Origin of the sequence: Herbiconiux sp. L3-i23, from assembly GCF_023734115.1 — a bacterium.
Lineage (GTDB): Bacteria > Actinomycetota > Actinomycetes > Actinomycetales > Microbacteriaceae > Naasia.
Genome location: NZ_AP025737.1, coordinates 1,348,226 through 1,361,169, shown reverse-complemented (window position 1 = coordinate 1,361,169; position 12,944 = coordinate 1,348,226). Strand labels below are relative to the sequence as shown.

Here is a 12,944-nt window from a genome sequence, read left to right as displayed (position 1 = left end):
GAGAACCATGACCACGCAGGAGAACGCGAAAGCGATCCTCGAGAACGTCGGCGGAGCCGCCAACATCTCGAACCTCCACCACTGCTCGACCCGTCTGCGGTTCGCGCTGAACGACGAGACCAAGGTCGACGCCGACGCCCTCAAGGCGATCCCGGGCGTCATCGGCGTCGTGACCGGCGCGCAGACCCAGGTCATCGTCGGCACCGCCGTCGCCGACGTGTACCGCGCGGTCGAGAAGGAGCGCACCAGCGGCGGCTCCGGCCCCGCCCAGGCCGGCGGCGGCGCTGCGGCCCCGAAGCGCGGGTTCTCCTGGAAGCGCACCGGCTCGGCGATCATGGACTTCGTCGTCAGCGTCTTCACGCCGATCATCCCCGCCATCGCGGGTGCCGGCATCTTCAAGTCGCTGCTCGTACTCGCGTCGGCCGTCGGCTGGCTCGCGACCGACAGCGACGACTACCGCCTGCTGTCCGCGATCCCCGACGCGGTGTTCGGCTTCCTGCCGCTGCTCGTCGCCTACACGAGCGCGAAGAAGCTCGACGTCAACCGTCCGGTCGCCCTCGGCCTCGTCGGCGTGCTCGTCTTCCCCGCATTCACCGCCCTGCTCGCGCAGGAGGGCGGCGTGCAGCTGTTCGGCCTCACCGTGCCGAACGTCAACTACAACGCGCAGGTGTTCCCCGCGATCCTCGCCGTGCTCGCCCTCTGGGGTGTCGAGCGCTTCTTCATGAAGATCACGTGGAGCCCCATCCGCACCTTCTTCGTGCCGCTAATGTGCTTCATCATCGTCGCGCCGATCATGATCTTCCTGCTCGGCCCGCTCGGCTACTTCCTCGGCTCGCTGCTGACGAGCGCCATGCTCGGCCTGTACAGCGGACTCGGCTGGGTCGCCGTCGCCCTGATGGCCGCCATCCTGCCGCTCATCATCTCGGTCGGCATGCACAAGGCGTTCATTCCCCCGACCATCGCCACCGTCGGCGCGACCGGCCGCGACCCCTTCTACCTGGTCGCCTCGCTCGCCCACAACCTCAGCGAGGCGGGCGCGAACCTCGCCGTCGCCGTGCGCACCAAGAACACCACGCTCCGCGCGACCGCGCTGTCCGGCGGCATCTCGGCGCTGTTCGGCATCACCGAGCCCGCGCTCTACGGTGTGACCCTGCAGAACCGCCGCACCCTGGCCGCCGTGATCGTCGGAAGCCTGTCGGCCGGTACCTACCTCGGACTCACGCAGGTCGCCGCGTTCGCCGTCGTCAGCCCGGGGCTTGCGAGCTTCTCGATGTTCGTTGATGCGCTTAACCCGATGAACATCGTGAACGCCGCGATCGGCCTCGTCATCGCCGTCGTCGTCTCGTTCGTCGTCTCGGCGCTGCTCTGGCGCGACTCCGACTCGGGCACCATCCGTGCGCTGAACAAGGAGTCGGGCGTCGAGAAGGAGCAGGATCTCTCCCCCGCGCCCGGCGACGCCGCGACCGGACCCGTCCACTCCCGCGTCGTCAGCCCGCTGACCGGTGAGGTCGTCGCACTCAGTGCGGTCGACGACGCCGTCTTCTCGGCCGGGATCCTCGGCGACGGGGTCGCGATCCGCCCCACCGACGGCGCGGTGCGCGCGCCGATCTCGGGCGTCGTCACCACGCTGCAGGACTCGAAGCACGCCATCGGCATCCGCGGCGATGACGGCGTCGAGGTGCTCGTGCACGTCGGTCTCGACACCGTGCAGCTGAACGGTGCGCCGTTCACCGCCCACGTCGCTCAGGGCGACCGCGTCGAGGCCGGGCAACTGCTCGTCACCGCCGATCTCGCCGCCATCACCGCCGCCGGCTTCGACACGGTCACCCCCGTCGTCGTCGTCAACTCGGCCGACCACCCCGTAACCGTGCACGCCACCGGATCCGTGACCGCCGGCGACGCGCTCGTGAGCGCCGCCGCGAACAGCGCCGCCGCGAACGAGAAGGAGCTCACCCATGGCGCTGCCTGAGAACTTCCGCTGGGGCGGGGCACTCGCCGCCAACCAGGTCGAAGGCGCCTGGCGTGAAGGCGGCCGCGGCCCCGCCGTGTCCGACGTCGCGACCTACAAGCCGAAGATGGACCCGCGCGAATACGCGGCGCACCACATCCACACCGTCGAGAGCATCACGAAGGCGATGGCGGACGACGACACCGTCTACTACCCCAAGCGCCGCGGCATCGACTTCTACCACCGCTACCCCGAAGACCTCGCGCTCTTCGCCGAGATGGGCTTCACCACCCTTCGCGTGTCAATCGCCTGGACCCGGCTCTACCCGACCGGCGAGGAGCTCGAGCCGAACGAGGAGGGCGTCGCCTACTACCTCGCCCTGTTCGAGGAGATGCAGCGCGTCGGGATCGAACCGCTCGTGACACTGTCGCACTACGACCCGCCGCTCGCCCTCGCCCTGAAGCACAACGGGTGGGTGGAGCGGCGCACCATCGAGCTGTTCGAGCGGTTCTCGCGCACCTGCTTCGAACGCTTCGGGCACATCGTGAAGCTGTGGCTCAGCTTCAACGAGATCGACGGCATCATCCGCCACCCGTTCACCTCGGGCGCGATCATCGAGGAGACCGTCGAGGGCAGCCTCGAGCAGGCCTGCTACTCGGCGCTGCACCACCAGTTCGTCGCCTCCGCCCGCGTCACGAAGACGCTGAAGGAGCTGTGGCCCGAGGCGCAGATGGGCTGCATGCTCACCATGCTGACCACCTACCCCAACACCTGCCACCCCGACGACGTCGCGGCGACGCAGGCGAAGGAGCGGCTGCTCTACCTCTGCACCGACGTGCAGGCGGGCGGCGCCTATCCGGTGCTCGCTCTCAAGGCGCTGGAGCGGAAGGGCGTCACCATCCCGTTCGAGGAGGACGACGTCGAGGTGCTCCGCGAGCACCCCGTCGACTTCATCTCGTTCAGCTACTACATGTCGATGACCGAGTCGGTGCGCCCCGACGCCGAGCGCACCCCCGGCAACACGGTGCTCGGGGTGAAGAACCCGTTCCTCGAGTCGAGTGAGTGGGGGTGGCAGATCGACCCGGTCGGCCTGCGCATCTCGCTCATCGACCTCTACGACCGCTACGGCAAGCCGCTCTTCATCGTGGAGAACGGTCTCGGCATGCGCGACGAGCTGAACGACGACGGCACCATCCACGACCCGTACCGCATCGACTACTTCCGCGCGCACTTCGAGCAGATGATCGCCGCCGTCGAGGAGGGCGTCGACCTGATGGGCTACGTCAGCTGGGCGCCGATCGACCTGATCAGCGCCTCGACGTCGCAGATCAGCAAGCGCTACGGGTTCATCCACGTCGATATGGACGACCTCGGGCATGGCAGTCTTGAACGTCGACGCAAGGACTCGTTCTTCTGGTACCAGAAGGTCATCGCGACGAACGGATCCGACCTGGCGTGACGTCGGCGACCCTCCCCGCTGAGGCGGGGTCGCTGCGGACGTCGACGGAGACTGACATGCAGACCATCAAGAAGGTGCTCAACTCGAGCGTCGTGCTCGTCGAGGACGAGCGCGGCGTCGAGCGCGTCGTGCTGGGCAAGGGCATCGGCTTCGGGCAGAAGCCCGGTGCCCCTGTCCAAGCCGACGCGGTCGACCAGGTCTTCGTGTCGCTGCCCGACGCCGACCAGCGGAACCTGGTAGAGCTGCTCGCGCAGATCCCCGCCGAGTTCGTCGACATCACCCGCTCGATCGTCGCCGACGCGACGGCGAACGGGCTCGAACTCGACCCGCACGTATACCTGACTCTCACCGACCACCTGAACTTCGCCGTCGAGCGGCAGCGTCGCGGCATGAAGATCGTGAACCGGCTCGTGTGGGAGGTGAAGACGGTCTATCCCGCGCAGTACGCGGTGGGGATGCGCGCCGTCGACACCCTGCGTGAGCGGCTCGGCGTCGAACTGCCCGACGAGGAGGCGGCGAACATCGCCTTCCACCTCGTCAACGCGGCCGTCGGCAAAGCCGGGGTCGACTCGATGCAGGTGGTGCAGCTGATCAGCCGCATCGCCCAGATCGTGTCGCACACCGGCGCCGCGCAGCTCAGCCGCGACGACCTGCACACCTCGCGCTTCGTGGCGCACCTGCAGTACTTCGCCGAGCGCTTCTTCGACGGGAAGCTCTCGACGAGCGACGACGACTTCCTCTTCACCACTCTGAGCGAGCGCTACCCGAAGGCCGTCGACTCGGCCGAGCGGGTGCGCAGCTTCGTTCAGAAGGAGTACGAGGTGGCGCTGCCCAACGAAGAGGTCGCCTACCTGGCGCTCCACATCGCCCGCAACTCCCCCGAATGACGGATGCGGCAGAACCGCCGCACCCGCCCCACCCGATCCACCACGAAAGGCACTACCCCTATGGCACAGCGCACCGCGACGATCGCGTCGAGCGTCGGACTGCACGCCCGTCCCGCCGCCATCTTCTCGAAGGCCGCCGCCGCGGCGACCGGACACGACGTGAAGATCACGGTGAACGAGAAGACGGTCGATGCCAAGAGCATCCTCGGCATCATGGGGCTCGCCGCGAAGCACGGCGACACCGTCGTGCTCGACGTCGACGGCGCCGACGCCGATCGAGTGGCCGACGAGCTGCACGCGCTGCTCGAGTCCGACCTCGACGCCGCGTGAGCACTGCTGCGTGAGCACCGCTGCGCGACTGCATCTCGTCCGGCACGCCGAGACCCTCTTCAACATCCGCCGCCAGCTGCAGGGCTGGTGCGACTCGCCGCTCACCGAACACGGTGAGCGGCAGGTCGCAGCGCTCGGCGAACGGATGCGCGACGTTCCACTGACGGCCGCCTTCATGAGCGACCTCACCCGCACCCGCACCACGATGGCGGCGGCCCTGCGGCATCATCCGTCCATCGAGCCGGTGCCGCTCGTCGAGTTGCGGGAGTGGAACTTCGGCGGCTTCGAGGGGCAACCCAACGACTCGCTGTGGGATCCGGTGTTCTCGGGTCTCGGCGCGGACTACGCCGATGTTCCCGGCACCTGGCCGGCGATGACCGAGAACGGCTTCGATTCCCTGCTCGACGCCATCGCCGCGGCCGACCCGATGGGGCGCGCCGAGACGGGAGTGCAGGTGCGCGAGCGGATCGAGAGCGGGCTCGCGACCGTGCTGCGCGCGGTCGAAAGCGGCGGGGATGTGCTGGTCGTGACGCACGGCAGCGTGATGCAGAGCATCCTGCGCCACCTCGTGCCGGCGCATCGGATGCTGCCCGGCTTCCCGAACTGCGGAGTCGTCACAGTCGAGTGGGCCGACGGTGCCGGCACGGTCGGCGAGGTCGACGCCTCCTGCTCGCTACCGGAGCCGGCGGCCGCGGCCCGCTGAGCCGCGCGACCTGCGAACCTGGTCGCTGAGGAGGCCGTTCACGGCTGTCGCGATGCGACACACTCCGGGATCTGCCGTCCCTCGGACCGCCGTGCGGGGAGGGCGAGCTGGGCTGGCTTCACGCTCAGGCGACGAGCGCCGCCGCTCCGGGTGCCGAGAGCGTCAGCACCGCGCGCACGACGCGCTCGCTCGTTTGCAACTCTTCCTCGATGGCGTTGAGGCGCGCGGCCACGGTGTGCTCGGTCTCGTCTCCGACCAGGTCGACCGCGGCGACCAGGAACACTCTCGCCGGGCCGACGTACTCGATGTGCAGGTACGACACCGACGCGATCTCGGGGTGCTCGCCGAGCCGTCCGAGCGCCGCTCGCCGCACCCGCTCGTCGACCACCTCGCCGACGATGAAGCGACGATTGCGCTGGATCAGTACCACCGCGACCGCGCCCAGGAGCAGGCCGACGAGGATCGATCCGATCGCGTCGGGGATCGGCGACCCGGTGATCTGGTGCAGCAGGATGCCGGTGAACGCGATGAGCACGCCGATGAGCGCGGCCGCGTCCTCGAAGAACACCGCACGCACCGTGGGGTCGGAGGTCGACAGGATCTCGTCGAACAGGTCGCGTTCGTTCTCGCGTGCCGTTCCGCGGGCCTGCACGACTGCGCGCCGGAACGAGATGCCCTCGAGGATGAACGCGAGGGCCAGCACGATGTACGAGACGAGGTAGTTGCCGGCCTCCTCGGATTCGAAGAGCTCCTGGACGCCGTGGAACACCGACACTGCGGCTCCGACGGCGAAGAGTCCGAACGCGGCGAACAGGCTCCATACGTACGCGTCGCGACCGTGGCCGAGCGGGTGCCGTTCGTCGGCGGGCCGGCGCGAGCGGCGGTCGGCCATCAGCAGGAAGATCTCATTGCCGGCATCGGCCCACGAGTGCGCCGCCTCAGCGAACATCGAGGCCGCCCCGGTGATTACGGCGGCGAACGTCTTCGCGATAGCGATGAGCGCATTGGCGGCGAGAGCGATGACGACCGTGAGAGTCGATCCGCTCCCCTGCTTCTCGGTTGCTGCGTCATCCACGGGAAGATCCTGTCACCTGCTCGCTGAGGACCCCGCCCGCGCACCCTGGTCCCGCACCCTGGTCGCTGAGGAGGCCGCCCGCGGCCGTCGCGAAGCGCGGGACCGCAACAGGGCGCCGAACTCTGCGCACCAACGACTCATGTCATTTCGCGACGGGCCTGGCGGCCCTCCTCAATGACCAGAACACCCTGCTCGCTGAGGAGGCCGCCCGCGGCCGTCGCGAAGCGCGGGACCGCAACGGGGCGCCGAACTCGGCGCACCAACGACTCATGTCATTTCGCGACGGGCCTGGCGGCCCTCCTCAATGACCAGAACACCCTGCTCGCTGAGGAGGCCGTCCACGGCCGTCGCGAAGCGCGGGACCGCAACAGGGCGCCGAACTCGGCGCACCAACGACTCATGTCATTTCGCGACGGGCCTGGCGGCCCTCCTCAATGACCAGAACACCCTGCTCGCTGAGGAGGCCGTCCACGGCCGTCGCGAAGCGCGGGACCGCAACAGGGCGCCGAACTCGGCGCACCAACGACTCATGTCATTTCGCGACGGGCCTGGCGGCCCTCCTCAATGACCGGAACAACCTGGTCGCTGAGGAGGCCGTCCACGGCCGTCGCGAAGCGCGGGTCCGCAACAGGGCGCCGAACTCGGCGCACCATCGACTCATGTCATTTCGCGACGGGCCTGGCGGCCCTCCTCAATGACCAGAACACCCTGGTCGCTGAGGAGGCCGTCCACGGCCGTCGCGAAGCGCGAAGCCGCCAGAAGGCGATGTCGGAGGGTGGTGGAAGAGTGCAGTCATGGCGGGGCGCACGACGACACGGTTGGCCGAAGAGGCCGTCGCGTTGGCGACGCGCGCCGACGTGCTGGCCGCTCGGCCGGAGTCGTCGACGGTCGTCGAGTCACTGATGGCGGCGACCGACGCCGATCTGCTCGCCATGCACCAGCACGCGGTCGAGGTCCTTCGGCTCGCCGAGGCCGTCGTCGTCGCCGCGGCGGGCGAGGTCGCGCGGCGCAGCGAGCCGACGGTGCCCGAGCCGCTCGCGCGCCGGTCGGGCGAGAAGAACGCGGTCGAGCTGCTGGCGAAGCGCACCAAGCAGTCAGAGGCTGACATCGCGATGCACTGCGCGCTCGGCTTGGCGGTCACCCCACGCGAAGGCATCACCGGCGAGATCCTCCCGTCGTTCCTTCCTCACCTCGCCGGCGCACTCAGCGATGGGCTGCTCAGTGCCCGTGCCGGTCGCGAAATCGTCCGGGCACTCGCGAAGATCGGGCCGCACGCCACCGTCGAAGGATTCGAGTGGGCCGAAGGCTTCCTCGTCGACGGCGCAGTGTCCGACTGGACTGCCACTCAGCTTCGAGACGTCTGCCGGATGCTGCCCGATCAGTTCGATCCGGACGGGGTGGAGCCGCGCGAGAAGGCGGCGCGAGCCCGCGTCGAGCTCACCAAGCGCCAGGTCGACGACAACCTCTTCGAGTACCTGCTCCGCGTCGACGCCGAGGGCTCCGCCTACGTCGACGCGGCCCTCGATGCCCGCACCGCTCCTCGACGTCAGGTCAGATTCTGCGAGGTCGACGGTGGTGATATCGACGACGCGGACACGGCCGAAAGCGAACTCCTTCCAGACCCGACGGAATGGGACGACCGCAGCTGGAAGCAGAAGCGCGCCGATGCCTTCGTCGACCTCGCCCGCGACAGCGGTCCTCCACATCTCATCCGAAATGGCTGCCACCGGTCAGGGAGCCGCCTGGTTCGAAGGCGTCGCCGCCGCAGTGTCGGCGGCCACGGTGAAGCGGGTCCTGCAGTGCGCCGAGATCGTCACGGTACTGCTCGACGGACGAGAGCAGCCGCTCCGACTGGGAGCGACGAAGCGCTACTTCACCGCCGCCCAGCGCAGAGCGATGGCCGCCCGCGACGGCGGCTGCGTCTGGCCGGGATGCACCGCTCCCCCGCGGTGGTGCGACGGAGCTCACATCGACCCGTGGTCGGCATCCCAATGCACCGACATCGAGAACGGCGTTCTCCTCTGCCACTTCCACCATCGCCGATACGACGAAGACGGGTGGACGTTGCAGATGATCGACGGGGTGCCGTGGTTCACACCGCCATCCCACATCGACTCCACTCGAAGACCCCGCCGCGGCGGAAGAGTGAAGATCCCGCAGCACTGAGGAACCGGCGTCGCTTGGCGCTTCCGCTCCCACTCGCTAGCGTTCGAGGACCCCAACCCTCGCGGAGACCCCATGTCCGACGTGCTCGACCCTGCCAGCATCACCCGACACCTCCGACGTGATGTCCTTCTCGCAGCCGCGGGCGCTTTCGTTGTCGTCGCCGCCGTCGTGACCCTCGCCGCCTGGCTGCTCCGGCTCGACGCTGCCAGCTCTCTCGCGTTCGGCGTGATCGCTCTCGCATTCGTTCTTCTCACCGCCGAGATTCCGATCCTCATCCGCGATTGCCGTCTCACCGCACTGTCCGCTCGAATCGCACGTGAAGCAACCGACATCGACCTCGCCGCATGGTTGCGCCACGCCCTCCGCCATACGGGGCCTCTGCCGTCACCTCCGGACACGCAGATCGCGCGCCGGTACGCCCGATCCTTCCTCTTGAACATCCGCCTTCAACAGGCAAGTTCGAGGCTCGGATTCGCCACCATCGCGCTCATCGCGGTCGGCCTCGCAATGCAGGCCGGTCCTCTCGCCCCCTTCGCGTGGGGGTTGTTCGTCTTCGTCGTGGCTTCCGAGGTGGTCTTCATCCCGCTGCAACGCCGGCACGAGCGACGCGTACGCCGTGTCCTCGACTCCCTGCCGACCGAGACCGTGACGGCAGCGGGCTAGAGCACCTCGACCAGTGCGGCGACCGCGCGGGCGCAGTCCTCGTACGAGTTGTATAGCGGCGACGGGGAAAGGCGCAGCACGTCGGGCACTCGGGCATCCGCCGAGACGCCGAGCGCGTGCATCGCGTCGACGACCTCCTGCGACGACCCGTCGAGACGGTAGGACAGCTGCGCTCCGCGCCGATCTGCATCCGACGGCGTGAGCTGGTCCAGCCGACCTGCCTCCATCAGAGGAGCGACGAGCTCTTCGACGTATCCGGTCAGCCGCCGGCTGCGCGCAGCCAGCGAGGGCATCCCGATGCCAGCGGTGATTTCGGCCGCCGCGAGCACCGGCGCGAGCGACAGGATCGCCGGGTTGCTGATCTGCCACGCGTCGGCGGTCGCAGAAGGCATGAGGCGTTCGTGGTCGCCGAAGCGATCCGACACGTCCTGCCCGTACCAGCCGGCGAGACGCGGCAGATCGGCGCGGCCCAGGTGGCGCTCGTGCACGAACGCCCCGGCCACCGCACCGGGGCCGCCGTTCAGGTACTTGTACGTGCACCAGGCGGCGAAATCGACGTCCCAGTCGTGGAGAGCCAGTTCGACATTGCCCGCCGCGTGCGCCAAGTCCCAGCCGACGAGGCACCCCATGGCCCGAGCGGCAGCGGTGATCGCCGGGATGTCGAGCAGTTCGCCGGAGAGGAAGTTCACTCCGCCGAAGAGGACGACCGCGATCTGCTGCCCATGTCGCTCGAGCGTGTCGATGATGTCGGCGGTGCGCAGCGTGTCCTCGCCCTCCCGCGGCTCGAGAAGGAGGATCTCGACGTCGGGGTCGAGACCCCGCGCGGCGACATGGCTGCGGATCGCGAATACGTCGGACGGGAACGCGTGGCGCTCCATCAGCACCTTCGTGCGCGCGCCGCTCGGCCGGTAGAACGTGGTGAGCAGCAGATGCAGATTCACTGACAGCCCGTTCATCGCCACGGTCTCCTGCGGGAGGGCGCCGACGATCGACCCCATCGGCACGCGCAGCGCCTCGGCGTACCGGGTCCACGGCAGACGTCCCTCGTAGTGGCCGGCGTGCGCCAGGCCCGCCCACCGATCGAGCTCTGTCAGGACGGCGGCGCGAGCAGACTTCGGCTGCAGGCCGAGCGCGTTGCCCGAAAGATACGCGACCTCGCGATCGCCGTGCATCGGGAAGAGGAATTGGTCCCGAGCCGGCGCCTGGTCGCGGGCGTCCAGCTCGCGAGCGGTCGCCAGGTCGCTCATCGTCGGCCTCCCTCGACCGCGGCGAGGATGCGCTCCCTGGTCCGCCGCCACACTGCGCTGCCCGAATCGAGCACCGTGAAGTGGTCGCCCTCGCCCTCGATGGTGTCGACAGGCCCGGTGGCCGCGCGGGCGAGGCGTCGCGCCATCTCCCGGAAGTCGAGTGAATCGCGGTCGGTCTCGACGACCAGCCACGGCACCGAGTTGTGGCGCACCGCCATGGGCGACGCGTCGGCGTAGTCGGCGGGGAGCTCCGACGGGCGGCCGCCGAGCGCCATCTGCACGGCGCCTTCCCCCATGAAGCGGGCGTCCGCTTCGACGACATCGAGCACTCCGGTGAGGGAGACGGCGAGCGTCGGATGGATGTCGCCGCCCGCGGCGACATGCTCCGCCGCCTGCAGCGCGAGTTGCGCACCCGCCGAGAGCCCGACGAGCACGAGCGGGCCGGGCGCGATCTGCACGGCGAGCAGGATCGCCTCGCGCACGTCGGCGACGGTCTCCGCCCAGTCGTGAACGTCGGGGCGGCGATACTCGACGTTGAGCGCCGTGAGGCCGGCGGAGGCGAGATCGATGGCGAGGTCGTCCATCAGCGACGCCTGCCAACGCGACCGATAGAAGCCGCCGTGCAGCAGGACGACGGTGCCACGAGACTCAGCCGGGCGACGGACGTCGACGTACTGGTCGACGTCGCCGCCGTAGGAGACTCGCTCGGCGGGCGACCGCGCGGCGTCGATCGCGGCGAGCACCGCCCAGGCCATGTGGTCGAGGCCGAGCCCCGAAAGGTGATGACGCACGCGCGGATCGGTGTCCCGGGGCCGGCGCCCGAGGTCGAACCGGGTCACCGGCGCCGAGTCGACCCGGTCGCGGAACTCCAGCTCGGTCGCCCCGACGGTCATGCCCGGAACGAGGAGGACGGGAGAGGCGGCGGCCGAGTCGATCTCGGTCGGAAGCGCCGCGCGCGGCACCCGGCGGACCTCCGCCACCCAGTCCCGACGCCGGGCCGCGCCGGCGACCGTCTCGTCGAACAGGTCCGCGTCCACCGGGAGGTCGTCGGCGACCACGACGACGAGGGTCGCGGTCACCGTCGCGTCCGGTCGAGCAGGGGCACGACGGCCTCGCCGATGAGGGTGACTCCCCCGAGGTCGGTGAGCCCGTGCGGAGTGCCGAACTCGACGCGGTCGGCGCCCGCATCGATGATCGCCTGCGCCTGAGCGGCGACGTGCTCCGGCGTACCCGCGAACGCGAAGAGATCGAGGATGTCGTCGGGGATCGCGCGTCCGGCTGCCTCGTGATCGCCGTCGCGCAGACGGTCGCGAACGCCCGCGAGCAGATCGGCGGGGACCTCGACCGTCGGATCGAGTTCGGCGACGGCGTCGAGGTACATGGCGACCTCGCGGCGAGCCGCCGAGCGTGCGGCGGCGCCGTCGCGGTCGACGACGGTCACCGCGCCGAGCACCAGGCGGACGTCGTCGGCGCTGCGGTCGGCGCGCGCGGCTCCGGGTGCCATCCGATCCCGCATCACCGCGACCATGGCAGGGTTCGCGGTGCCACCGATCTTCATCTCATCGGCGATGCGTCCGGCGAGGGCGGCGCCCTGCGGCCCCCAGCTGCCGAGCAGCAGCGGCGGCCTCGTCCGCAGCACCGGGTAGCGCAGTGCGACGCCCGGCTGCAGCGCGAAGTACTCGCCATCGAAGCCCTCGCCTGTCCCCGAGAGCAGCGCGTAGATGAAGCCGGCGGCATCGCGCAGGTGCCCGACGGGTTTCGGCTGCTCGCGGCCGATGGCGTCGAGCCACGTCCCCTTCGCCAGCCCGAGGTACGCGCGTCCGTCACTCGCGAGGTCGAGCGCGGCGAGTTGACCGGCGATCTCGTACGGGTGCAGCGTGTACGGGTTCCAGCAGGCGGCACCGAGGCGCACCAGCGAGGTGGCGGCGGCCATCTCGAGCAGGGCCGCGATGGGCGGCTGGAACAGCAGGTCGCTGAACACGCTGAGCACGTCGATGCCGTACCGCTCGGCGGTCCGCGCGATGGCGGCGTACTCGCCGGGCCGTTTGTCCGACTGGATGCCCAGACCGATCTCGATCGGCATCCGCTGCCCCTGTTCCGCGCCCATCAGGTCAGCTCATCCGACCGCATGGCGCAGAGCGCGCCACGTTCGATCCGCATGATGAGGCGCTCCTCGGGATCGGGGCAGGCGACGTACTGCTCGCCTTCGAGCCAGTCGTGCTCCGGCAGCTGACGCTGCTTCGCCGGGATGAGGGGCAGCACCGCCTGCAGGGCGTACATGCAGAAGTGACGCGGGATCTTCAGCCTGCTCGAGTGCACGATCTCGGCGTAGTCGCCGACGCGCATATCGCAGACCGACCGGCCCTCGATACGGTCGACGACGACCTTGATGTCGTACAGCTCCATGTCGGGCTTGCCATCGGAGCCGAGGTTCTCAGCGGGCATCGGTGTCCCTTCCGCGATCGC

At 69.4% G+C, this 12,944-nt stretch carries 12 protein-coding genes and 1 pseudogene; 8 read left to right on the top strand and 5 right to left on the bottom strand.

Going from position 1 to position 12,944, the window contains the following annotated elements:
* Positions 1-7: 7 nt before the first annotated feature.
* The 5 genes from NGH83_RS06405 to NGH83_RS06385 are packed head-to-tail and all read left to right on the top strand — an operon-like array spanning position 8 to position 5,327.
* Positions 8-1,969: a beta-glucoside-specific PTS transporter subunit IIABC gene (locus NGH83_RS06405; protein WP_251858228.1), complete on the top strand. Its 1,962-nt coding sequence runs from the start codon at positions 8-10 to the stop codon at positions 1,967-1,969.
* Entirely contained in the window at positions 1,956-3,407 is a 1,452-nt protein-coding gene (locus tag NGH83_RS06400; protein WP_251858227.1) for a glycoside hydrolase family 1 protein, read from the top strand. Before NGH83_RS06405 ends, NGH83_RS06400 begins: the two co-directional genes overlap by 14 nt.
* Before the next feature lie 56 nt (positions 3,408-3,463).
* Positions 3,464-4,294 carry a PRD domain-containing protein gene (locus tag NGH83_RS06395; protein WP_251858226.1) on the top strand — a complete coding sequence of 277 codons (831 nt, stop codon included), beginning with the start codon at positions 3,464-3,466 and terminating at the stop codon, positions 4,292-4,294.
* 60 nt (positions 4,295-4,354) lie between these two features.
* Positions 4,355-4,624: an HPr family phosphocarrier protein gene (locus NGH83_RS06390; protein WP_251858225.1), complete on the top strand. Its 270-nt coding sequence runs from the start codon at positions 4,355-4,357 to the stop codon at positions 4,622-4,624.
* A 10-nt stretch (positions 4,625-4,634) separates the two neighbouring features.
* Entirely contained in the window at positions 4,635-5,327 is a 693-nt protein-coding gene (locus NGH83_RS06385; protein ID WP_251858224.1) for a histidine phosphatase family protein, read from the top strand.
* A 124-nt stretch (positions 5,328-5,451) separates the two neighbouring features.
* Here the strand turns inward: NGH83_RS06385 and NGH83_RS06380 are convergent, their stop codons facing one another.
* Positions 5,452-6,402: a cation diffusion facilitator family transporter gene (locus NGH83_RS06380; protein WP_251858223.1), complete on the bottom strand. Its 951-nt coding sequence runs from the start codon at positions 6,400-6,402 to the stop codon at positions 5,452-5,454.
* A gap of 794 nt (positions 6,403-7,196) precedes the next feature.
* On the opposite strand from NGH83_RS06380, the pseudogene NGH83_RS06375 reads away from it, so the two are divergent.
* The 3 genes and pseudogenes from NGH83_RS06375 to NGH83_RS06370 form a co-directional block, all read left to right on the top strand.
* Positions 7,197-8,253 (top strand): annotated as a pseudogene (locus NGH83_RS06375) (DUF222 domain-containing protein); the annotation flags it as partial.
* Between the two features lie 45 nt (positions 8,254-8,298).
* A complete protein-coding gene (locus tag NGH83_RS15330; RefSeq protein ID WP_371872793.1) occupies positions 8,299-8,568 on the top strand; it encodes an HNH endonuclease signature motif containing protein in 270 nt (89 codons plus the stop codon).
* A 72-nt stretch (positions 8,569-8,640) separates the two neighbouring features.
* The gene (locus NGH83_RS06370) at positions 8,641-9,231 is read left to right on the top strand and encodes a hypothetical protein (protein WP_251858222.1); all 591 of its coding nucleotides are present in this window, start codon (positions 8,641-8,643) and stop codon (positions 9,229-9,231) included.
* Here the strand turns inward: NGH83_RS06370 and kynU are convergent.
* Genes kynU through NGH83_RS06350 form a run of 4 tightly spaced genes read right to left on the bottom strand, consistent with a single transcriptional unit; the run spans position 9,228 to position 12,923 of the window.
* Entirely contained in the window at positions 9,228-10,478 is a 1,251-nt protein-coding gene (kynU, locus tag NGH83_RS06365) for a kynureninase (protein ID WP_251858221.1), read from the bottom strand. The two genes, NGH83_RS06370 and kynU, sit on opposite strands and share 4 nt — an antisense overlap.
* A complete protein-coding gene (locus NGH83_RS06360; protein ID WP_251858220.1) occupies positions 10,475-11,557 on the bottom strand; it encodes an alpha/beta fold hydrolase in 1,083 nt (360 codons plus the stop codon). Before NGH83_RS06360 ends, kynU begins: the two co-directional genes overlap by 4 nt.
* Entirely contained in the window at positions 11,554-12,585 is a 1,032-nt protein-coding gene (locus NGH83_RS06355) for an LLM class flavin-dependent oxidoreductase (protein ID WP_251858219.1), read from the bottom strand. Before NGH83_RS06355 ends, NGH83_RS06360 begins: the two co-directional genes overlap by 4 nt.
* Positions 12,585-12,923 carry a TIGR04076 family protein gene (locus NGH83_RS06350; protein WP_251858218.1) on the bottom strand — a complete coding sequence of 113 codons (339 nt, stop codon included), beginning with the start codon at positions 12,921-12,923 and terminating at the stop codon, positions 12,585-12,587. The genes NGH83_RS06355 and NGH83_RS06350 overlap by 1 nt, the downstream gene beginning before the upstream one ends.
* Positions 12,924-12,944: the final 21 nt, after the last annotated feature.

What these genes read in the sequence shown, in the direction of transcription:
- NGH83_RS06405 (WP_251858228.1), top strand. Translation starts at nt 8, where the DNA reads ATGACCACGCAGGAGAACGCGAAAGCGATCCTCGAGAACGTCGGCGGA.
- NGH83_RS06400 (WP_251858227.1), top strand. Translation starts at nt 1,956, where the DNA reads ATGGCGCTGCCTGAGAACTTCCGCTGGGGCGGGGCACTCGCCGCCAAC.
- NGH83_RS06395 (WP_251858226.1), top strand. Translation starts at nt 3,464, where the DNA reads ATGCAGACCATCAAGAAGGTGCTCAACTCGAGCGTCGTGCTCGTCGAG.
- NGH83_RS06390 (WP_251858225.1), top strand. Translation starts at nt 4,355, where the DNA reads ATGGCACAGCGCACCGCGACGATCGCGTCGAGCGTCGGACTGCACGCC.
- NGH83_RS15330 (WP_371872793.1), top strand. Translation starts at nt 8,299, where the DNA reads ATGGCCGCCCGCGACGGCGGCTGCGTCTGGCCGGGATGCACCGCTCCC.
- NGH83_RS06370 (WP_251858222.1), top strand. Translation starts at nt 8,641, where the DNA reads ATGTCCGACGTGCTCGACCCTGCCAGCATCACCCGACACCTCCGACGT.
- kynU (WP_251858221.1), bottom strand. Translation starts at nt 10,478, where the DNA reads ATGAGCGACCTGGCGACCGCTCGCGAGCTGGACGCCCGCGACCAGGCG.
- NGH83_RS06355 (WP_251858219.1), bottom strand. Translation starts at nt 12,585, where the DNA reads ATGGGCGCGGAACAGGGGCAGCGGATGCCGATCGAGATCGGTCTGGGC.
- NGH83_RS06350 (WP_251858218.1), bottom strand. Translation starts at nt 12,923, where the DNA reads ATGCCCGCTGAGAACCTCGGCTCCGATGGCAAGCCCGACATGGAGCTG.